Origin of the sequence: Rhodohalobacter sp. 614A, from assembly GCF_021462415.1 — a bacterium.
GTDB lineage: Bacteria > Bacteroidota > Rhodothermia > Balneolales > Balneolaceae > Rhodohalobacter.
Genome location: NZ_JAKEDS010000001.1, coordinates 1,917,163 through 1,938,791, shown reverse-complemented (window position 1 = coordinate 1,938,791; position 21,629 = coordinate 1,917,163). Strand labels below are relative to the sequence as shown.

The window sequence follows — 21,629 nt, the reverse complement described above, 5'->3', positions numbered from 1 at the left end:
CGTTCCAAATTTTAAAGATGAAGCTTACAGAACTGTGATGATCCAAATAACCATGATCAAGCCCAGTGCATACAATACAACCCGGATATTTTGAGACCGATGACGTTTTCGTTTAGATTCAAAACGCATTCGCTGTCGGCGTTTTTTTTCCTTCTCGGGATCGTAATACCGCAAGGGCATGTCAAATTTTCTGGGCTTGGCATTGAAGCCGAACATGGGTTTTAGCATGTCTTCTCCGTTTTTCGTTTTTTCTTTAAACGACTCGGTTTACAAACTATTTTAAAGATACAATTTGAGAACCGGAATTTGCAGTTTTTTTCAGAGAATCTTCAGGACACAACATCCCATTTCTATTTAAAGCAAAAACATGATTACTGATACGTTGATTTAATTTTATTCAGCAAAAATTTGAAAAAAGAAATACAATGTTTCCAGAGTTAAATATAAAATCCAATCTAATTTCATTATTTTAAATGACTGAAATTGCTAACCCAAAAGAAACAACCATTAACGAATGAGTTTTAAAAAATTAGAAGAACCTTCTGAAGGAACCATTATCAAGAAAAATGCGGATGGTTCCCTTTCAGTTGGAGATGATCCTATCATACCATTTATTGAAGGCGACGGTATTGGAATTGACATTACGCCTGCCATGAAAAACGTTGTAGACAGTGCTGTTGAAAAAGCCTACGACGGCAAGAAGAAAATCAACTGGTTTGAAGTGTATGCCGGTGAAAAAGCCGTTGAAAAATACGGAGACAATACCTGGCTTCCGGATGATACACTGGAAGTTTTTGAGAAGTATTTAGTTGGTATAAAAGGTCCTCTGACCACTCCGGTCGGCGGTGGTATCCGGTCTTTGAATGTGGCGATTCGCCAGAAACTGGACCTGTATGCATGTGTTCGTCCCGTGAAGTACTACAAGGGAACGCCCTCCCCTGTAAAACAACCTGAGTTGACTGACATGGTGATTTTCCGCGAAAATACGGAAGACATTTACGCAGGAATTGAGTACCAAACCGGAACACCCGAAAATACCAAACTGAAAGACTTCCTGATTGATGAATTAGGAGCCACAAGCATTCGTTTCCCGGAAACATCCTCTCTGGGAATCAAACCCATTTCCATTGAAGGAACCAAGCGGCTGGTTCGTGCAGCTATCAATTATGCCATTGAAGAAGGACGAGACAGTGTAACCCTGGTTCATAAAGGTAACATTATGAAGTTTACCGAAGGTAGCTTCAAAAACTGGGGATATGAAGTTGCCAGAGAAGAATTCAATGCAGAAGTAATTGGCGAAGGTCCGTGGTGTAAATTACCGAATGGAATTGTCATCAAAGATGTGATTGCCGATGCATTCCTTCAGCAGATTCTCACCCGTCCTGACGAATACGATGTGATTGCCACCATGAATCTGAACGGCGATTATGTTTCTGATGCACTTGCAGCATGTGTGGGCGGAATCGGGATTGCGCCGGGTGCCAACATCAACTACAAATCGGGAATTGCTGTTTTTGAGGCAACTCACGGAACGGCTCCAAAATACACCGGCCAGGATAAAGTAAATCCGGGTTCGCTGATTCTTTCAGCCGTAATGATGCTTCGATACCTCGGCTGGAAAGAAGCCGCCGACCTGATCGAAAAAGGCCTTGAAGAAGCCATCAGCAACAAACGCGTTACCTACGATTTCGAACGCCTGATGGAAGGAGCAACTCTACTGAAGTGTTCTGAATTTGGAGAAGAGATTGTAAAAGGAATGTAATCCTCTATTTCTTCAACTACTAATAAAAAGGAGGGGCCTGATCGGTCGCCTCCTTTTTTATTTCTGGTTCAATAACTTAGATATACCGATTCACGATATTTTCGAGAAGTTCCTGTTTGCCGCTGATCGTTTTTGGCTCTCCTGATTTCGCTGCAAGATTGCGCAGTTCTTCCAAAGACAGCTCTCCATTCTCAAACTTCTTACCATTTCCTTCATCAAAAGATGCATACCGGCCATACCGGATTTTTTTGAAATCCGCATCGTTCATAATCTTGTCGGCGATAATCAATCCACGTGCAAATGTGTCCATCCCACCAATGTGTGCGTGAAACAAATCTTCGGGATCGGTTGAATTCCTTCGGATTTTTGCATCAAAATTAAACCCGCCTGGTTCAATTCCCCCGTTTTCCAGAAGTACAATCATCGCTTCAACAGCATCATATAGGTTGGTTGGAAAGTAGTCGGTATCCCAGCCGTTTTGATTGTCGCCACGGTTTGCATCAATACTTCCAAGCAATCCGCGTTCAGCAGCCACTGTCAAATCATGAGCAAAACTATGGCTGGCAAGCGTAGCATGATTGGCTTCAATATTCAGTTTGAAATCATCTATAAGATCCTGTTCCTGGAGGAAACCAATTACAGTAGCCGAATCAAAATCGTACTGATGTTTGGTCGGCTCCATGGGTTTTGGCTCAATCAGAAAATTCCCTTCAAAACCGATGCTTCGTCCATAATCCCGGGCTTTGCGCAGGAACTCACCCAAATGATCCTGTTCTTTTTTCATCAGGGTGTTTAACAATTTCATATAACCTTCGCGTCCGCCCCAGAACACATAATTTTCGCCACCCAGTTCTACCGTGGCATCAAGTGCGGCTTTTACTTGTGCCGCAGCGTGACAAACCACTTCAAAATCCGGATTGGTCGCAGCACCGTTCATATAACGGGGATGAGTAAACAAATTCGCCGTTCCCCATAAAAGTTTTACACCGGTATCTTCCTGGTACTCTTTGGCTTTTGAAACCAGGCTCTGAAGAATTTTTTCTGATTCTTCAATAGAATCTCCTTCCGGAGCAAGATCGCGATCATGAAAGCAGTAGTAAGGCGTACCAAGTTTGGTAAAAAATTCAAAGGCAGCATCCAGGCGGTACTTTGCATTTTCAACCGGATCACTGGTTTTATCCCACGGAAAATTGTGTGTTCCAATGCCAAAAGGATCGCTGCCGTCGCCACAAAAAGAGTGCCAATATGCAATGGCAAACCGGAAATGATCTTTCATGGTTTTGCCGGCTACTTCTTTATTTTCATCATAATAGCAAAATGCCAGATGGTTATCCGTATCCGGCCCTTCGTATTTAATCGTATCGATTCCAGGAAAATATTCGTTACTCATTCTTTCTTTTGAATTTATAGTTTTGATTGTAATGTCTGAATCCATTCGGTGTACATCTCCCGATATTTTGTCTGTTTCTCTTTTTCAGGTGAAACGGTCTCAATTTTCTCAAGTCCACGGAATGCATCAACGATGTTGCTAAATACACCTGCACCTACACCTGCTCCACGTGCCGCACCTTGAGCGCCATCGGTATCGTACAATTCCAGAATAGCTCCTGTCGTATTCACAAAAGCTTCCCTGAACACGGGACTCAAAAACATATTGGCATGACCCGCTTTTACAGTTCTGACCTCAATCCCGGTTTTTTCCATGATTTGGAGACCATAATTAAGAGAGAAAACAATTCCTTCCTGCACAGCACGAAACATATGTGCTTTGCTATGCCTGTGAAAATCAATATTGCTGAATTGGGCACCAACATTCTTATCTTCTAAAACACGCTCAGCTCCATTCCCAAAAGGCAAAACTTTTAATCCTTCTGAACCGATGGGTACATTTGCTGCCAGCTCGTTCATTTCTTCATAGGTAAAACTGTCGTCAGCCATCTGTTTTTTAATCCAGCTGTTAAGGATGCCTGTTCCATTCACACAAAGAAGCATTCCGTAGCGCTCGTTCCCGGGTGCATGATTGACGTGGACAAATGTATTTACCCTTGATTTTGAATCTGTAACCGGCCGGTCTGTCACGCCATAAATCACCCCGGATGTACCTGCAGTTGCTGCCAGTTCCCCGGGATCAATCACATTCAGTGAAAACGCATTATTGGGTTGATCTCCCGCACGATAAGTGACCGGCGTGCCTTCTTTTAGTTCAAGTTCTTGGGCAGCCGATTTCGTTAGCGTCCCATGATCGCCAAATGAGGGAAGGTGTTCGGGCAAAAGATCTTCAGACAATTCATAATATTCGAATAGAGAATGGGCCACATCATGAATGCCATAATCCCAAAAAATCCCTTCAGACAAACCGGATGTTGTCGTACAAACTTCACCGGTGAGCTTCATCCCGATATAATCTCCCGGAAGCATGATTTTCCAGATCTTTTCATAAATATCAGGCTCATTCTGCTTCACCCATTTTAGTTTAGAAGCGGTGAAATTTCCCGGCGAATTGAGGTAATTCTTCAGGCAGAAATCCTCTCCCAAATCCTGAAATGCTTTTCGGCCGATGGACGCTGCACGGCTGTCGCACCAAATAATTGAAGGGCGCAATACATTCTTATCCTTATCAACCGCAACCAATCCGTGCATTTGATAAGATATTCCTATTCCGGCTACATCGTCTTTTGTGAACTTTTTTGCAGCCAATAACTTGTGGGTGATCGTCTTTATCTGCTCCCACCACATTCCGGGATCCTGCTCAGCCATTCCCGGCTCGGGTGATTTCATCATCATTTCCCTGTCTGGTGCAGAGGCAGTTGCAATCAAATTACTGTTGTCCGCATCAATTACTGATCCCTTGACAAACGAACTCCCAACGTCAAATCCAATTAAAACTTTTTTACCCATTCATGATAGACTATAATAATGACCTTACTTTCAGATGACTTGAGACCACCTACCTAGAAAATGCAGTATCATTTTATCATTTACAAAAAAGACTATAAAACTCTTCGGGCTCCGAGATACCGAACAGCCCAATATTGTTCTCCCAGGTTCGAAACCATCACGCCCGAGGATTGAGATGCATGGAGAAAATTTCCATTTCCCATCGAAATCCCGACATGAAGCGATTTTCTGCCCGTTTTAAAAAAGATCAAATCACCTGTTTGAATCGATCGCCTGCGAACCCCTGCTCCTTCCGTCAATTGACTTCGTGTATTTCTTGGCAAATCGGTATTAAAAAAATCCCGAAAAACTCTCTGGGTAAATGCAGAACAATCTATTCCGTTACTGTTTTCCCCACCATATCTATAGGGAGTTCCCTGCCACTGCTGGTGAGCATTTTGCAACTGTTGCCGGACGTCCGTTACATCTTCTACCGAAGGGGAAACATCCATAATTAATGGCGAAGACGGCTGGCTTTCTTCTTTTGGTTCGTTTTGGACCGGTTCATCGGGGATGGTTGCGCGGTTGGCCATTCCACATCCGGTCACATAAAAAAACAACACTCCAAGAAGTGTAAACTGAACGGTTTTTGTAGTTGAGAGCAGACTAAACATTTGGCTGGGGATATTGTATCTTCTGTATGATATTATTGATAAATATTTGGAATAATTTTGATTTCTGAAAATATGAATGTTCACTTTTACAGATTTAATCAAAAACAGTGATGCAGTTACTTGTAAACGTTGACCATATTGCTACATTGCGGAATGCTCGTGGAGAAGGATATCCCGATCCGGTTGAAGCCGCTTCCGTTTGTGAAGAATCCGGTGCTACTGGAATTGTTTTTCACCTTCGAAAAGACCGTCGCCACATTCGGGACGAAGACGTCTATCGATTAAAGAAATCCGTTAAAGGCACCCTTGATTTTGAAATGGCTGCTTCTGATGAAATGATTGAAATTTGTAAAGAAGTAAAACCACATCTCTGTACGCTGGTTCCGGAAGGGCGTGAAGAACTTACAACGGAAGGCGGCCTCAATATGAAATTGGTTTATGATGATTTTAAAGACCGCGTTTTCCCTGCATTCAAAGATACCGGGATAAAAATCAGCCTCTTCCTCGACCCTAACCCGGAGGACATAAAACTGGCTCACGAGCTGGGATCTGATGCCATCGAACTTCACACCGGCACATTTGCCAATGCCGTTGATAGTGATGCTCAAAAAAATGAGTTAAACCGTCTGACCGATGCAGCCGAGATGATCCATAGTCTTGGAATGACGGTGAATGCTGGTCATGGGTTAAACTTAAAAAACCTTCCTATTCTGATTGAAAATGTTCCCTATTTAGAGGATGTCAGCATTGGCCATGCGCTTGTATCAAAAGCTGTTTTCTGGGGATTGGAACGAACGGTGAAGGAGTATTTAAAAATTATGAATGTTGAATCATAAATGAGCCGATTATAAATCAACATTCAATACTCAAAATCAACATTCATAATTTTGCCTGAAAAACATCATAAATCCGGATATACAGCCATTATCGGGAAACCGAATGCCGGAAAATCTACATTGATGAACCAGATTCTGGGAACCAAGATTTCCATCACAACGCATAAAGCGCAGACCACCCGTCACCAGGTTGTTGGCATCTATTCTGATGACGATACTCAAATTGTTTTCCTGGATACGCCCGGGGTTATCACCCCAAAATACGAGCTGCAGCGGGCGATGATGAATACCGTAAACCGGGCCCGGGCCGACGCCGATGTTCTTCTTTTTATTTTTGATCCAACGGATAAGCATCCCACCGATGAAGTGATTGAATTGCTTCGATCAATCAATAAGCCAATCATCCTGGTGGTTAATAAAGTGGATATCATGAAGGAGGAAAATGCCCAACAAAAAGCTTCTTTAATTGAAGAGAAACTAAGAATTTCCTCTTCCCACTATCTTTCTGCATTGACAGGCGAAGGGATTCCCGAACTGATCGAAGACATTCGGTCTCACTTGCAACCCGGTCCGCCCTTCTACCCCAAAGAAGATTTGAGCGAACATCCGATTCGATTCTTTGTTTCTGAGTTGATTCGGGAGCAAATCTTTCTTCAATTTCAACAGGAAATCCCATATTCCTGTACGGTTGATATTGTCTCCTATGATGCGGATATCGACATCGACCATATTTCGGCAGATATCATCGTAAACCGAAAATCCCAAAAAGGAATGTTAATCGGAAAAGGGGGAAAAGCCATCAAAGAACTTGGGATAAAAGCCCGGGAAACCATCGAAGAATTTATTGGAAAACAGGTATTCCTGGACCTTCACGTGAAAGTCCGAGAAAAATGGCGTGAAAATGAAAATTGGGTGAGAAATCTCGGTTATTAAAAACAACATTCTTCTGGAGTTGACGGCGCCAAGAAAAAGAAAAACTTCAAATAGAGTTCTGAAACTTCTATTTTTTTGATCAAAATTAAACCGTTATATGATTACCAAATTTCCTGCCATGAGATGGGTTTTACTGGGATTGCTATTGTTTCCCTCTGCTTTATATTCACAAGATTTTGATAAAACCGTCGATTTCAGCGGCCAGTTCTTTTTTTCTTTTGAGCGAATTTTTGAAGATGAAGCGGTTAATAATGAGTTCACTATTCAGCGGGGATACATAACTTTTCGGAAGAATTTGTCGGAAATGGCAGAAATTCGATTCACTCAGGATGTATCGATCGACCAGGAAGGCGATGGCGAAGGAAATATTGAGCTCCGTTTAAAATATGCTCTCCTGAAACTCAACTTCGAAGACAAAGGGTTTTTCACTAGCCCGAACCTGGAACTCGGTGTTGTTCATCGGCCCTGGATTGATTTTGAGCAAAAGATAAACGACTACCGCTCGCAGGAATCAATGTTTTTGGATCAAAACGGAATTGTAAGTTCCGCCGATTACGGTGTCACTTTCTCCTCACTTTTAGGAGGAGAACTTGATGAGGAATACCAGGAAGAAGTTCAATCATCTTACCCCGGCAGGTACGGAAGCCTGAGTTTTGGAGTCTACAACGGAGGCGGATATTCAGCCCTGGAACGCAACAATAATAAGCTGCTTGAAGGCCGTTTTACACTCCGGCCTTTGCCCGATCATTTGCCTGGCTTTCAAACCAGCCTGATCGGTTCGGTCGGTGAAGGAAATATACCGGAAAGCCCGGATTTCAGGCTTGGAGGCACAGCTTTATCGTATGAATCAAAGCATTGGGCTTCTGTCATTCAGGGATTTATTAGTACAGGAGATGCCTCCGGTGAATTTGTGACACAGTCTCTCCAACCGATTGATTTAAAGGGATGGAGTATGTTTCTCGAAATAAAACCATTCGACAATCTGCCCATTGCACTAACCAACCGGTTTGATGAGATCATTAACCGGGATCTTAACAATTGGATTGAAAGACAAGCGGTTGGCGGTGTTGCTTACATTTTTCCCAATCATTCGAAAATCATTTTCAATGTGCGCCGAAATTGGTATCAGGAAAATGGGGAAACCGATAATATTTCAAGACTGGAAATTATCACCGAAATTCGTTTTTAAAGATTTTAAATGTATCTCTAAAAAAATCTTGCAAGTATAGACGTTTCTCTCGTATTATTGAGTAATGAAAAATTTGACGAATAATATTGATTATTGTATCTGCATAATGTGTATGTGTTGTTGTAGCACGTAATGCAGAGGGAACGTCTTTTTTTTCGAAAGAAATTGAAAGCCCTCTGGTTGCCAGCTGGGCTTTTTTGTTAGCCGCAAGCCGCGGATGAGTTCTTTAACAAATTGAAATCTTATCCAGAAAGGTGGAGGGACAGGCCCTGAGAAACCTTAGCAACCGTTCAGGCAGGAATTGCGTGAAGTCAGGTGCTAAATCCTGCCCGGTTTTAACATTTTCGTTATAACCTGGGGAAGATAAGACGATAAGGCACGATCAAACAAAAAGCCTCTTCTGAAAATCTTTCCCACGGGAACTGGATTTCGGAAGAGGCTTTTTTTATTTGCTGAGGATTTCAAATCACAACATGATATGATTTTTTTAATGCCAGATTACCATTACAACAAAGTTAGCATTACCCAGAACTTCAACTAACATTAAATAACAGGAACAACATGAGTAACAACGGAGAAGAAAAACACTACAAATACGAAACGCTGCAGCTTCATGCAGGCCAGGAGCCGGATCCTACAACAGGATCACGTGCAGTACCGATCTACCAAACAACGTCTTACCAATTCAACAATGCCGATCATGCTGCCGATCTTTTTGCACTGAAAGAGTTCGGTAACATTTACACCCGGATCATGAATCCGACCACGGATGTTTTTGAGAAACGTATTGCTGCTCTGGAAGGAGGCGCTGCTGCTGTAGCAACGGCATCCGGCCAGGCTGCTCAATTTCTGGCTATCACAAATCTTGCACAAGCCGGTGATAATATTGTAGCTACTCAAAACCTGTACGGTGGTACGTATAACCAGTTTAAGGTTACTCTTCCCCGGCTTGGGATTAATGTGAAGTTTACAGAAAACGACGATCCTGAATCGTTCGATGCCCTGATTGATGACAATACAAAAGCGATCTACGTTGAATCTATCGGTAATCCGCGTGGAAATGTGCCCGATTTTGAGGCCATCTCTTCTGTTGCTAAAAAACACGGAATTGCACTTGTGGTAGACAATACATTCGGAATGGCCGGATCTGTGGCCCGCCCTATTGAGCATGGTGCCAATGTTGTGGTACAATCTGCAACCAAATGGATCGGCGGCCATGGAAACAGCATCGGCGGAATTATTGTAGATGCCGGCAATTTCAACTGGGGTAATGGAAATTATCCGCTGTTTACAGAACCTTCCCCCTCCTATCATGGATTAAATTTCTGGGAAGTATTCGGTGAAGACGGACCTTTCGGAAACATCGCATTTGCAATCCGGGCACGGGTTGATGGTTTGCGTGATGTTGGACCGGCCCTTTCTCCATTCAACAGTTTCTTATTGTTACAAGGCCTTGAAACCCTTTCTCTGCGGGCTGAACGGCACAATGAAAATGCATTGAAACTTGCCCAGTGGTTACAAAATAACGACAACGTTTCGTGGATCAGCTATACCGGCCTGACCGATCATCCGCATCATGAAAATGCCAAAAAGTACTTGCAGGAAGGCAAATTTGGCTCTGTATTTACCTTTGGCGTGAAAGGCGGCTATGACGCAGCCCGTTCCTTCATCGAAGGTGTGGAGCTTGCCAGCCACCTTGCTAATGTGGGCGATGCCAAAACCCTGGTTATTCATCCGTCTTCTACCACTCACCAGCAGCTTACTGAAGAAGAGCAAGCAGCGAGTGGCGTGAAAGGTGACCTGGTTCGTGTCTCTGTCGGAATCGAACACATCGATGATATCATCGGTGATTTCGAGCAGGCATTTAACAAAATCAAACAACCGGCATAGAGATTTATTGGTTTTGAACTTAATTTCCCGCCGGTTTGTTGAAACCCGGTGGGAAATTTTAAAAATCATCCGATTTAATGAATGAAGGAATTATCACAGATAAATTAAAAAAGCCTTTTATCACTGAGGCCGGTGCCCGGTTTGAAGAACCGGAAGTGGCATATAAAACATGGGGCTCTCTCAACAAAGAGAAAGATAATGTTATTTTGATCTGCCATGCCCTTACAGGCCACGCCGCCGCTGATGAATGGTTTCCCGGAATTTTCGGGGAGGGAAGAGTTTGTGATCCTGCAAAAAACTTCATCATCTGTATAAATGTACCGGGAAGTCCTTACGGATCTGTTGGACCGTGGTCTACAAATCCTGAAACCGGAGAACCTTATCAAAACTCCTTCCCGGATATTACCGTCCGCGATATGGTCCGCTTCCAGCAACAACTTTTGGATCAGCTTGGAATCAAAAAAATTGAGCTGGTACTTGGCGGTTCATTGGGAGGAATGCAGGCACTTGAATTTGTAGTGATGGATGAGCGTATTCAATCCGCCGCCCTCATTGCCATGGGCAAATCACACAGTCCGTGGGCCATTGGAATCAGCCATGCCCAGCGCAAAGCAATTTATACCGATCCCGAATGGAAAAACGGTCATTATAAAAAAGGAGAAGGCCCGAAAGAGGGACTCGCCACCGCTCGCATGATGGCGATGATTACCTACAGGGCCCCTTCTGATTATGACAAAAAATTCGGACGAAATCTCCAGGCTGATTCTTCTCAATTTCAGGTTGAATCGTACCTGGATTATCAGGGCGCGAAACTTGCCGAGCGATTTGATGCGCACTCCTATATCATCTTAACGGAAGCGATGGATTCGCATGATGTATCGCGGGGAAGGGGATCTTTTGAAGAAGTACTTGGCCGGGTGAATATTCCGGTACGGGTTATTGGAATTGATTCCGATCACCTTTATTCCATCCAGGAACAGAAAGATCTTGCCAAATTATTGAAAAACGGCGAATACCATGAAATCCAATCATCGTACGGACACGATGCTTTTCTGATAGAATTTGATCAGATCAATGAAATTATTGAATCATTTATCCAAAAGAAACATAGCCTCAGCTATTAATATGTCACAATTGAAAGCATATAAGAAAGCAACTGCAGATCAAGCGAAACAAGTGAAAAAAATATTCATTGCAGGCGTTGGTGCAGTTGGAAGCACACTTTTAAAACAGGTCTCCGTTAACGGCCACAAAAAATCACTGCGGGTTCTTGGGGTTTGCAATCGCAAGCATGTTTTGTGGTACGATCATACCCAAAGTAATTACACACTGACAGATCTCTTGAAAGGCCCCGAAAAAGACTGGGACTTTATCATCGATAAATTGTCTTCTTACGAAAAAGGATCTGTAATTTTTATAGATGCAACCGGCAGCCTCGATACCACTGAACTTTATCCTCAACTATTGAAGGAGAAAATCCATGTAGTTACCCCGAGCAAGCTTGCCAATACACAGAGCCAGGAATCGTTTGAATCGCTGCATCAACTTGCTGAAGAGCACGACGTTCATTTTCTGTATGAAACAAATGTAGGTGCAGGATTGCCAATTCTAAACTCCATCAAAAGCCTCATTCAAACCGGGGATGAAATAGTTGAAATCAGCGGTGTTCTGTCGGGAACCATGACGTACCTGTTTTCTGAATTGGACAAGGGGAACAGTTTCAGTGAAGCTGTGATAAAAGCGCGCAGCTTGGGATATGCTGAACCCGATCCCCGCGATGATCTCTCCGGCGAAGATGTAGCCCGAAAATTCATGATTCTGGCAAGAATCTGCGGATTAAAACTGGAACGGGACGATTTGAAAGTTGAGTCATTAATCCCCGAACAATTAAAAGATGTGGACTCCACTACATTCCTGGAAGAGCTCTATAAGTTTGATAAGGATTGGAGTGAAAAAATTTCTAAAGCTGATGAGGCCGGAAAGAAATTGAGATATGTTGGAGTTTTGAAAAATGGAGAGATCAAAATCGGGATCAAAGCTGTAGCAAAAGAATCATCCATTGGTCAATTGACCGGAACCAATAACCTGGTTCAGATAAAAACAAAACGATACTACGATCAGCCGTTGGTCATACAAGGTCCGGGAGCCGGCAAAGAGGTTACGGCGGCCGGTATTCTTGGAGATATTCTTACTATTGAATAACAAAAAACCTCTTGTCAGGAGATTGATGAGAGGTTTTTTGCAGCTACTTTTTAAAAAGTTATTCCTGCAGTCAGCACAATACCTTCTGTAGTTAGTTTTACATCACTGTCTTCGTCTCCCCCGGCGAATTCTACCTCATTGGCATAAAGATCGGCAATGCCCATATCGTAACGAACATCTATTACAAATTGCCCAAGATTAATACCCAAGCCAACTTTAAGGCCGTAATGTAAGTCTTCAACTACTTCATTTTTATGAGTAAATCAGAATAGCCTACTTATACTTATAACAAACCCCCGAACATATTCATCAGAACCATCTTCTTTATAAATTTCTGAAATTCCCAGATCATATCGACCGTCGATGATAAACCTCCCAATCTCAACTCCGACCCCAACTTTTACACCGTAAGTCAGTTTTGTATACTGATCAGTAATTGTATCCGAACCATATTCGCCCAAATCAACTTGGGCCCTCACCAGAATACTCCCGTACGGCCCACCAAAAATATAAGGGATAAATTTTTGGGTGACTGGGACTCGGAATTTTAATAAGACCGGTAAATCAATATAGTTAAGGTTGATATCTTTCTGTACATCAAGTGAAGTAATAGAACTCCCTCCTTTTTGTGCAAATACAACTTCCGGTTGAATAGAAAACATTTTGTTGACTCGAAATTCAGCAAAAAATCCTGCTTCAATCCCCGATACGTGATGAGAATCCAAATCAGTCCTCTCACCTCCCTGAACAAGAACATACTTTCCATGTATTTGATAAAATGTAATTCCTCCTTTTATTCCATAGCGGTGTTCTTGAGCAAATCCATTTTGAAAAAACACTACGTTTAAAAAAAACGTAACCAGAATTATCGATATAATTTTTTCCATATTTATACTCCAATGATGATTAGCTTTGAATAATTAATTTGAGTATTTATCGAACTTGACTCTTCTACCTTATTAAAGGTAATCTGAAATCTTGTTAAAGAGAACGATTTCGCTTTATAAATGCCCCACACTCTCCCACTTTTCCTCCCCACAACGCACCACTCCGTCTGCCCAGTTTTAAAAAACAGTCTTCAAATCCCCTGATGGGCATTTTTTACTTTTTTAAGTGTACAAATTTTTCAAATAAACCAAACATTTTTCTTGACATATTAGGACTCAATAGGGTACATTGTGGGGAGAAGTGGGGGATAGTGGGTTAAGCTAGCACCTGATCATTCACTTACTACCCTAAGATTTAAGCAATCAAAAATAGAGAATTCTCGTGCCAAGCTTCAAAGGGCAATATGAACACAGTGTAGATAATAAAGGCCGCGTTGCCTTTCCTGCCAAGCTACGCAAAAACGTCAGTCCTGAAGCTGAAGACCGATATACCATTCTACGCGGAGTTGATCCCTGCCTTTATATATACCCGCAGGATGAATGGAAAGAGGTTGAAGACAAACTGGATAAAATCAACAGCTTCAGCCGTAAAGGGAGAACCGTAAAGAGAAACATTCTCCGGTACGCCGAAGATGTAACCCTCGACAAGCAACATCGGATTTCACTACCACCTCACCTCAAAGTATGGTCCCAGATTGATGGAACCGCAATCTTTATTGGCAGTGGAGAACGAATTGAAATATGGTCACCAGAGAAGCTTGATGAGATCGATTCAATGCTTGACGATGAAGCCTACGCTGACCTCTTTGAACAAGTAATGGGAGATGAACCTGAGAATGGAGATTAGCATGACAACATATCATCCCCATACACCTGTCTTGTTGCAGCCTACTGTGGAATTCCTGATTACCGACGAGTCTGGCATTTATATAGATGCAACTCTCGGAGGAGGAGGCCACAGCAAAAAGATTCTCGAATCTCTTGCAGAAGACGGTACGCTTATCGGCCTTGACCAGGATGCAGAAGCTCTTGAAGCGACCAAAAAACGACTTGGCGATGATCCACGCCTGGAAACCATTTCAGGGAATTTTGGTCATCTTACCACATTAATTCCTCCCAAATACCATGGAAAGGTTTCCGGTATTCTGTTTGACCTCGGAGTTTCCACACATCAAATAAAAGAAGCTTCACGTGGGTTTAGCTTCCAGAATGATGGTCCGCTGGATATGCGGATGAGTGAACTCAGTGGTGTATCGGCTTATGATGTTGTGAACAATTACGATTATGAAAAGCTGCGGGATATTATCTACCACTACGGCGAAGAACGGTTAAGCAGACAGATTGCCAGCGAAATCATAAAAAACCGCCCCATTGAAACCACCGGCGCATTGCGGGAATCGATTGAGAATGTAATATACGGTCGCCATACGATTAAAACAGTTGCACGGGTTTTCCAGGGTATTCGTATTGAGGTGAACCGCGAACTCGATGTTTTAAAGCAAGGATTACAGGATTCACTCGACATTCTTCATTCCGGCGGACGCATTGTAGCCATCTCTTACCATTCTCTTGAAGACAGAATTGTGAAGAACTTTTTCAGAAGTGGAAATTTTGAAGGGGAGATTGAAAAGGATTTCTTTGGAAATCCCGTGAAACCAATCAATGTAATTACCAAACAGATCATCACCCCTTCCGACGAAGAAATTGAGAAGAATCCGGCCTCACGGAGTGCAAAACTCAGAGTAGCCGAAAAAGTGAAGGAGGATTAAGATGTTTGTACAGACACCTTCAAAAAATAAGAAAAAAGGAATTTCCGGCGGACAGCCCGCTAAAAATAAAAGGAAGAACTTCCTCATTAAAGGATTTAACACAGACGGCTCTGCCCCCAAATATGGCAGACGTGTTAAAACAGACCCAACAAGTAAAATATCAAAACTTCCGGCTTTCACCCCCTGGAAGATTGTCCTCGCAGTTTTCTTGATCGGAATATGCGGGATTATTTACATCAGCCACGTCTTTAATACTCAGCAAACACTTAAAGAAGTGAATCAACTCGAAAATGAGTATAACAAGGCATTACGAATATATCAGGAAAACAGACTTGCATACGAACGTTTGACCGGACCCAAGGTGATCTACCAAAAAGCGCGTGAGCTTGGATTTGAAAATGCAGGGCCGGCAGACCAAATCATATATATTCGTACGGACAAAGAATGAGTGAACAAAGTTCAATTATGAACCGAATGTTTTTACTGTTCGGGTTTCTGCTGCTTCTCCCTGCAGGCATACTCCTTCAGCTGCTTCGTGTAAATGTTGCGGAAGGGGATGGACTACGTGAGCTTTGGAATTCGCAGGCCATCGATTACGTCTCAATCCCGGCTCAACGCGGTGACATATATGATACCACCGGGTCTCTTCTGGCCACAAACCGCGTTATTTATAAAGTAGCGATTGATCCTAAAACCGTTGGCAGATCATCCCAGGATGTTCACCGAATTGCACAGACCCTTAGCAACCATACTTCAAGAAGTGCTAACTATTATTTAAGGAAGATCCAAAATGCCGACTCCAGATCTCAGTATGTAGTATTGGAGCGAAGTGTACCCGTTCAGACATTTGAAGATTTAAATTTACTGGGCATTCGGGGATTGATTCTGGAAGAAGAATACCGGAGAAACTACAATTTCGGTTCTCTTGCCTCTCACGTTCTGGGGTTTGTAAATCATGAGATGAAAGGAATGGCCGGCCTTGAGGCTGAATACAACGATTTACTGAAAGGAACAGATGGCCTTCAACAGGTTAGAAAAGACCCATTCAATAATATTTTTGCTTATGTAGGCGCCCCCAGAAGACAGCCTGTGCAAGGATATTCGCTTCATACAACGATCAATTCCCAAATGCAGGCGATTGCAGAAGAAGAACTCGAAGCGGGAGTTGAACGGCATATGGCCGAAAAGGGAACGGTTATCATCATGGATCCAAAAACCGGTGCGGTGGAAGCGATGACGAACTTTCCTTATTTCAATCCCAATTCTCCGGCTACTATCGAAAATGAGAATCGGCGGAATTATGCGATTTCCGACCAAATCGAACCCGGTTCAACTTTTAAAGTAACCACTGCAATAGCCGCTATTGAGCAAGACCTTGTTGATTTCAATGAAAAATTTGAAACACCCGACACCGGGTACAAAATGATTCACGGTCAAACGATGCGGGATCATGATCCGCTCGGAACCATGACTTTCCAGGAAGTAATTTCCAAGTCATCCAATATTGCCACATCTGAAATTGCGATGAGAATGGAACCGGAATCGTTTTACCAGTATGCACGGAATCTCGGTTTTGGAACTCCCACACAGATTGATTTACCAGGAGAAACCGAAGGCCGCCTTCAACGGCCTTATGAATGGAGCCTTGTTACGTTGCCCTGGATGTCCATCGGCTATGAAGTCCAGGTCACTCCTATTCAGTTAGCCCAGGCTTATGCCGCCATTGCAAATGAAGGTGTTATGATGAAACCCTTTGTTGTGGAGTCGGTTAGAGACGAATTTGGTGAGATTTTAAAGCAAAGAAAACCGATGAGTGTCCGCCGTGTGGCTAAGAAAGAGACGATCAAAAAACTGATACCCATTCTTGAGGATGTGGTTTCTGATTCCGGAACAGCAGGATGGGCATCGGTAGAAGGTCTTCGAATTGCCGGAAAAACCGGAACCGCTCAGAAATTCAAGGATGGCCGGTACCGAACAAAATATCGCGCTTCTTTTGTAGGATTTTTCCCTGTTGAGAATCCCAAGCATGTTATCCTGGTCTTGTTGGATGAGCCTAAAACAAGTATTTACGGCGGATTTACAGCCGGATCAATCTTCAAAGAAATTGCCACGAGAATTTCAGGATTGGATAATGCAATTGAAACGCCAGATACACGTGACGTCATCGCAAAAAATTTACCGAATGTAGCGCCAAAACTTACAGGACTTTTAGCCGCGGATGCTTCAACTCTCTTAAAAGAGAACGGTATTCCATTTCAGGCAACCGGGAAAGGCACTCACGTAGTTGAACAAAATCCTGTCTCAGGAGAAGAAATTACCCCGAACAAACCAATTGAAATTAAGTTAGCTACGTTATCAGCAGATTCTATTCCCGACGGGTATGCCCAAATACCCGACCTGACAAATCTGAACATGAGACAGGCTACTTATTTATTGCTCAACCGTGGATTTGAAATTGAAACAATCGGCTCAGGAACTATTTACACACAATTCCCAAGAGCCGGCGATTTTATGAAAAAAGGCCGGACAGTTACTGTTCGCGGCAAATCAAAATCCATGAATCAATCTCAATCGATTGCTGCCAATTAAATGAACTTCCAGGAACTCATAGCATTTTGCAAGCCGATTTCCGTTTCCGGATCTGAACCGGATACCATAGGAAAGTTACGGCAGGATTCCAGAGAGATTGAGCCGGGCGACGTTTTCATAGCTGTAAAAGGAACGAAGTCAGACGGACACAATTTCATCGATGAAGCCATTGAAGGCGGTGCAAGTGTAATTATATCAGAGCAGGAACTGGATACCGACAGTGACACCGCCGTTCTGCAAGTGAAGAAAACCCGAAAACTGCTCGGGAAACTTGCGCAGAAAATGGAAGGAAATCCTGCCGATAAACTGACAATCATCGGCGTTACAGGTACAAACGGAAAAACCACCGTTGCTACCCTTGTTTGGCAGATTTTAACGAAACTCAATTACAAGGCCTCTCTGCTCGGAACTATTGAAAAACGGATTCTTGATAAAAAATTACCCAGCCGTTTAACAACCGCCGACCCGATTGAACTGGCCGAAGCCATGAGAGAAATGGTTGATGCGGGTACAGAATATCTCGCAATGGAGGTTTCTTCTCACGCACTTGATCAGAGAAGAACCAAAGGAATTTCATTCAAAGTAGCGGTTTTTACCAATCTGAGTCATGACCACCTGGATTATCATGAAACAATGAATGAGTATGCCTCCGCCAAAAAGAAATTATTTAATTCATTAGACAGTAAAAGCTGGGCCATTACCAATGCCGATGATGAACGCGGCGAGTGGATTGTAAACTCAACTCCTGCAAAGGTTCTGAGTTTTAGTTTTGGTGATGAAGGGTTGCTCCAGGCAAGGATTTTAAAATCGGATGCAACCGGCATGGCCATATCCATCGATGAAACTGAGATTGAAACCCCGTTGGTCGGCCGATTTAATGCTTACAATGTTGTTGAAGCACTTTTAACCTGTACGGCTTTGGGAATTGACGGCAAAAGTGCCGCTGGAATTTTGAAACACTGCCACGGCGCTCCGGGGCGAATGGAACGTGTGAATAGTGATTTATCAATCGACAACGAACCGATTGTTTTTGTTGACTATGCTCATACACCCAACGCACTCGAAAATGTGCTCTCTACCTTGAAGGAATTGAAAACACGTCATCAAAAATTGATTTGTGTTTTTGGATGCGGGGGCGATCGCGACAAAACCAAGCGTTCCAAAATGGCCAAAATCGCTGAATCTTATGCGAACCGCGTGGTAGTAACATCCGACAATCCCAGAACAGAAGATCCGAATCTGATTATCGACCAGGTCATGGAGGGTTTTAAGAATCCGGAGGAAGTGGCAAGAATTACTGACAGAAAAAAAGCCATTCGCGAAGCTGTTTTTTCCTCAAAAGCAGGTTCGATTGTTTTGATTGCCGGAAAAGGCCACGAAACCTACCAGGAAATTAATGGCAAACGCATTCATTTTGATGATAGTGAAATAGTTCGGGAAGCCCTTCAGGAGCGAAACGACAAAACTGAAAAAGAGGGGGCTATCTGATGTTATACGAATTGCTAGCATGGATAAATGAGCTCTACGCACCGCCCGGGTTTGATGCTTTCGATTTTATCACTACCCGAACAGCGTTGGCGGCTGCAACGGCATTGGTAATTAGTTTAATCATTGGCCGCCAGATCATTCGATGGCTGATCAAAATGCAGCTTAAAGAAGTGATTCGGGAAGATATTGGCCTCCACACCCATTTAAACAAGGTTGATACTCCAACCATGGGCGGAGTCATTATCATACTGGCCACAGTTATCCCGGCGATGTTATGGATGAACATGTACAGCATTTACACATGGATGATTGTTTTTGTTGTGCTGGTTCTTGGTGTAGTTGGTTTTGTAGATGATTACATCAAAGTGGTTCGAAGAAATAAATCGGGACTCCACGGGTGGATAAAAGTTTTCGGCCAAGTATTTGTCGGAATCGTTTTAGGAGCCACACTTTATTTCTGGCCCGAATTCCATGAATATAACACCCTGACAACCGTCCCCTTTCTCAAGGAGGTAAACATTGATTATGCCTTCCTGGGCGAATCAACAGGATGGCTGATCTATATCCCGGTGGTCGTATTTATTATTACCGGTGTTAGCAATGCCGCCAACCTGACGGATGGACTTGACGGACTTCTTTCAGGTACTTCGGCCATTGCGGGAGTCATTTTGGGGATTTTCGCGTACGTCTCCGGACGGACGGACTTCTCAAACTTCTTGAACATCATGTATCTGCCCGGTTCCGGCGAACTGACCATCTTCGCAGCATCACTGGTGGGAGCCTGTCTCGGTTTTCTTTGGTACAACACGTATCCCGCTTCCGTTTTTATGGGAGATACAGGCTCACTTGCAATCGGTGGAGCTTTGGGAGCAATTGCGATTATGATTCACAAGGAATTGTTACTTCCCATCATCTGTGGAATTTTTGTTGTGGAAACGATCTCGGTGATCATTCAAACCAGCTATTTCAAATACACAAAATGGAAATATGGTGAGGGACGAAGAGTCTATTTGATGACCCCGATTCACCATCACTTTGAAAAGTTAGGCTGGCCGGAATCCAAGATCGTTATTCGCTTTTGGATTGTTGCCATTTTGCTTGGAATTATCAGCCTCTTAACCCTCAAGCTGCGATAATGAATGTAGAGAATAAACATATCGTCGTTGCAGGTGCCGCAAGAAGTGGTGTGGCTGTGGCTAAACTTTTGAAAAGGAAAGGCGCCATTCCATTTGTGACGGACTTCGGTTCGATCAACCCGAATTTTGTAAAACAACTGGAGGCTGAATCGATCGAATTCGAACAAAATCAACATTCGGAAAAAGCGATGAATGGAGATTTTCTTGTTTTGAGTCCGGGTGTGCCCACATCATCCAAAATTGCGCAGCATTACCTGAATTCCGGAAAAGATGTTTTTTCTGAAATTGAGGTGGCAAGCTGGTTTAACAAGTCCCCTGTTGTAGCGGTGACCGGAAGCAATGGCAAAACGACTGTTGCAAACTGGCTGGCGCATACATGGAAAGTGGCTAATCAGAAACATTTGCTAGCCGGGAATATCGGCACGGCCTTTTCCGATCATATCGACGAAACGGCTAATGATGTCGATGTTCTTCTTGAAGTGAGCAGTTTCCAGCTTGACCATATCGACCGGTTTAAACCGGATGTAAGCATCATTTTGAACATTACGGAAGATCATCTGGATCGATATCAAAACGATTTCAAACTCTATGCAAAATCCAAGTTACGGATCACCGAAAACCAGGACGATTCGAACTGGTTCATCTACAACGACGACGATCCCGTCCTCTCCGATCACGCAGAGGAGTTATCAAAAAAAGAACGGGCACCACGTTTGCTGGCATTTTCCAGTAACAAAGAGATATCAAACGGTGCTTTTGTCAGGGAAGGCGAACTGATTTTAAAAATCAACAATAAAGAGGAACAACTCATGCAAATTGGCGAAATCGGCCTTAGCGGGAAACATAATCTACAGAACGGAATGGCTACGGCGTTGGCTGCACGAGCCTCGGAAATCAAAAACGAGTTTATCCGTGAAAGCCTCCGAACATTTGAAGGCGTTGAGCACCGCCTTGAAGAGGTACGAATTCTGAAAGGCGTGCGATATGTGAACGACAGCAAAGCGACCAATATCAATGCGGTTTGGTATGCGCTGGATAGTTTCAACATGCCGGTTGTGCTGATTCTTGGCGGCCGTGACAAAGGAAACGATTGGAGTTTTCTTGAAGATCAAATCCGAGAAAAGGTGCATACAATTGTTGCTATCGGCGAAGCCAGGGCAGCAATTAAAAATCAGCTCGGAAAAGTTGTACCCAATTACATGGAAGCAGATACGCTGAAAAAGGCCGTAAAACTCTCGAAAAAGAAAGCCAAACGAGGCGAAGTGGTTTTGCTGAGCCCCGCCTGTTCCTCATTCGACATGTTCGAGAACTACGAACACCGCGGAAACGAATTCAAACAAGCTGTTTTAGACCTCTGATAACTGATAACTGATAACTGATAACTGATAACTGATAAC

General features: G+C 43.2%; 20 protein-coding genes and 1 riboswitch. Of the genes, 14 read left to right on the top strand and 6 right to left on the bottom strand.

Going from position 1 to position 21,629, the window contains the following annotated elements; translation table 11 throughout:
• Positions 1-24: 24 nt before the first annotated feature.
• Positions 25-228 carry a hypothetical protein gene (locus tag L0B18_RS07900; RefSeq protein ID WP_234571059.1) on the bottom strand — a complete coding sequence of 68 codons (204 nt, stop codon included), beginning with the start codon at positions 226-228 and terminating at the stop codon, positions 25-27.
• A gap of 286 nt (positions 229-514) precedes the next feature.
• Between L0B18_RS07900 and icd the strand changes: the two genes are divergently transcribed.
• Positions 515-1,762, top strand: coding sequence for an NADP-dependent isocitrate dehydrogenase (gene icd / locus L0B18_RS07895; protein WP_234571057.1), 1,248 nt, complete (start codon positions 515-517; stop codon positions 1,760-1,762).
• Between the two features lie 76 nt (positions 1,763-1,838).
• Here the strand turns inward: icd and xylA are convergent, their stop codons facing one another.
• The 3 genes from xylA to L0B18_RS07880 form a co-directional block, all read right to left on the bottom strand.
• Entirely contained in the window at positions 1,839-3,152 is a 1,314-nt protein-coding gene (gene xylA / locus L0B18_RS07890; protein WP_234571055.1) for a xylose isomerase, read from the bottom strand.
• Between the two features lie 14 nt (positions 3,153-3,166).
• Entirely contained in the window at positions 3,167-4,660 is a 1,494-nt protein-coding gene (locus L0B18_RS07885; RefSeq protein WP_234571053.1) for a xylulokinase, read from the bottom strand.
• Between the two features lie 92 nt (positions 4,661-4,752).
• Positions 4,753-5,313, bottom strand: a complete 561-nt coding sequence (locus L0B18_RS07880; protein ID WP_234571052.1) for an NlpC/P60 family protein — start codon at positions 5,311-5,313, stop codon at positions 4,753-4,755.
• Positions 5,314-5,423: 110 nt separating this feature from the next.
• Between L0B18_RS07880 and L0B18_RS07875 the strand changes: the two genes are divergently transcribed.
• From L0B18_RS07875 to L0B18_RS07850, 6 genes are all read left to right on the top strand, one after another.
• On the top strand, positions 5,424-6,149 hold the full coding sequence (locus L0B18_RS07875; protein ID WP_234571050.1) for a pyridoxine 5'-phosphate synthase: 726 nt from the start codon (positions 5,424-5,426) through the stop codon (positions 6,147-6,149).
• A gap of 51 nt (positions 6,150-6,200) precedes the next feature.
• Positions 6,201-7,082, top strand: a complete 882-nt coding sequence (era, locus tag L0B18_RS07870; protein ID WP_234571048.1) for a GTPase Era — start codon at positions 6,201-6,203, stop codon at positions 7,080-7,082.
• Between the two features lie 97 nt (positions 7,083-7,179).
• Positions 7,180-8,271: a hypothetical protein gene (locus L0B18_RS07865; protein WP_234571047.1), complete on the top strand. Its 1,092-nt coding sequence runs from the start codon at positions 7,180-7,182 to the stop codon at positions 8,269-8,271.
• Positions 8,272-8,510: 239 nt separating this feature from the next.
• A riboswitch (SAM riboswitch) is annotated at positions 8,511-8,641 on the top strand.
• 191 nt (positions 8,642-8,832) lie between these two features.
• Positions 8,833-10,161 carry an O-acetylhomoserine aminocarboxypropyltransferase/cysteine synthase family protein gene (locus L0B18_RS07860; RefSeq protein WP_234571045.1) on the top strand — a complete coding sequence of 443 codons (1,329 nt, stop codon included), beginning with the start codon at positions 8,833-8,835 and terminating at the stop codon, positions 10,159-10,161.
• A gap of 77 nt (positions 10,162-10,238) precedes the next feature.
• Positions 10,239-11,285: a homoserine O-acetyltransferase MetX gene (gene metX, locus L0B18_RS07855; protein ID WP_234571043.1), complete on the top strand. Its 1,047-nt coding sequence runs from the start codon at positions 10,239-10,241 to the stop codon at positions 11,283-11,285.
• Positions 11,286-11,337: 52 nt separating this feature from the next.
• Positions 11,338-12,363: a hypothetical protein gene (locus tag L0B18_RS07850; protein WP_234571042.1), complete on the top strand. Its 1,026-nt coding sequence runs from the start codon at positions 11,338-11,340 to the stop codon at positions 12,361-12,363.
• Between the two features lie 50 nt (positions 12,364-12,413).
• Here L0B18_RS07850 and L0B18_RS07845 read toward each other — a convergent pair whose 3' ends face one another.
• Positions 12,414-12,572: a hypothetical protein gene (locus L0B18_RS07845; RefSeq protein WP_234571040.1), complete on the bottom strand. Its 159-nt coding sequence runs from the start codon at positions 12,570-12,572 to the stop codon at positions 12,414-12,416.
• Positions 12,573-12,626: 54 nt separating this feature from the next.
• Positions 12,627-13,250 (bottom strand): porin family protein, encoded by a 624-nt coding sequence (locus L0B18_RS07840; RefSeq protein WP_234571038.1) that lies wholly within the window; start codon positions 13,248-13,250, stop codon positions 12,627-12,629.
• A gap of 382 nt (positions 13,251-13,632) precedes the next feature.
• On the opposite strand from L0B18_RS07840, the gene mraZ reads away from it, so the two are divergent.
• From mraZ to murD, 7 genes are read left to right on the top strand one after another with little or no spacing between them, the layout of a single operon-like run.
• Complete coding sequence (gene mraZ / locus L0B18_RS07835) at positions 13,633-14,097, top strand: division/cell wall cluster transcriptional repressor MraZ (RefSeq protein ID WP_234571036.1); 465 nt, start codon at positions 13,633-13,635, stop codon at positions 14,095-14,097.
• 1 nt (position 14,098) lies between these two features.
• The gene (gene rsmH, locus L0B18_RS07830; RefSeq protein ID WP_234571034.1) at positions 14,099-15,019 is read left to right on the top strand and encodes a 16S rRNA (cytosine(1402)-N(4))-methyltransferase RsmH; all 921 of its coding nucleotides are present in this window, start codon (positions 14,099-14,101) and stop codon (positions 15,017-15,019) included.
• Position 15,020: 1 nt separating this feature from the next.
• The gene (locus L0B18_RS07825) at positions 15,021-15,467 is read left to right on the top strand and encodes a hypothetical protein (RefSeq protein ID WP_234571032.1); all 447 of its coding nucleotides are present in this window, start codon (positions 15,021-15,023) and stop codon (positions 15,465-15,467) included.
• Complete coding sequence (locus L0B18_RS07820) at positions 15,464-17,608, top strand: penicillin-binding transpeptidase domain-containing protein (protein WP_234571030.1); 2,145 nt, start codon at positions 15,464-15,466, stop codon at positions 17,606-17,608. The genes L0B18_RS07825 and L0B18_RS07820 overlap by 4 nt, the downstream gene beginning before the upstream one ends.
• Positions 17,609-19,096 (top strand): UDP-N-acetylmuramoyl-L-alanyl-D-glutamate--2,6-diaminopimelate ligase, encoded by a 1,488-nt coding sequence (locus tag L0B18_RS07815; protein ID WP_234571027.1) that lies wholly within the window; start codon positions 17,609-17,611, stop codon positions 19,094-19,096.
• Positions 19,096-20,232, top strand: a complete 1,137-nt coding sequence (gene mraY / locus L0B18_RS07810; RefSeq protein WP_234571025.1) for a phospho-N-acetylmuramoyl-pentapeptide-transferase — start codon at positions 19,096-19,098, stop codon at positions 20,230-20,232. The genes L0B18_RS07815 and mraY overlap by 1 nt, the downstream gene beginning before the upstream one ends.
• The gene (gene murD / locus L0B18_RS07805; protein ID WP_234571023.1) at positions 20,232-21,590 is read left to right on the top strand and encodes a UDP-N-acetylmuramoyl-L-alanine--D-glutamate ligase; all 1,359 of its coding nucleotides are present in this window, start codon (positions 20,232-20,234) and stop codon (positions 21,588-21,590) included. Before mraY ends, murD begins: the two co-directional genes overlap by 1 nt.
• Positions 21,591-21,629: the final 39 nt, after the last annotated feature.